General features: G+C 45.2%; 1 protein-coding gene. It reads left to right on the plus strand.

Annotated elements, in window-relative coordinates; translation table 11 throughout:
* On the plus strand, window positions 1-343 hold a 343-nt coding region (locus ACVC08_RS00680), incomplete at both ends, for a hypothetical protein (RefSeq protein WP_452600584.1).

Genomic DNA, 343 nt, shown 5'->3' on the forward strand with positions numbered 1-343 from the left:
GGGAGATGTTACAGACGAAGCAGATAACTGTTCTGCAACACTAGACGCGACCTATACAGACACTGTAGTCGCTGGAACTTGCGAAGGGTCATTCATTATCACAAGAACATGGACATTAACAGATAGCTGTGGTAACACTGCACCAGAACAAACGCAAACCATCACGGTGTCTGATAATATCGCGCCAACATTTACTGCTCCGGCAGATATTGAGATATTTACAGATGCATCATGTAACTACGATGCTGGAGTAAACATTACAGGAGATGTTACAGACGAAGCAGATAACTGTTCTACAACCCTAGACGCGACCTACACAGACGCTGTAGTCGCTGGAACTTGC

It is taken from the genome of Pontimicrobium sp. MEBiC06410 (genome assembly GCF_053601615.1).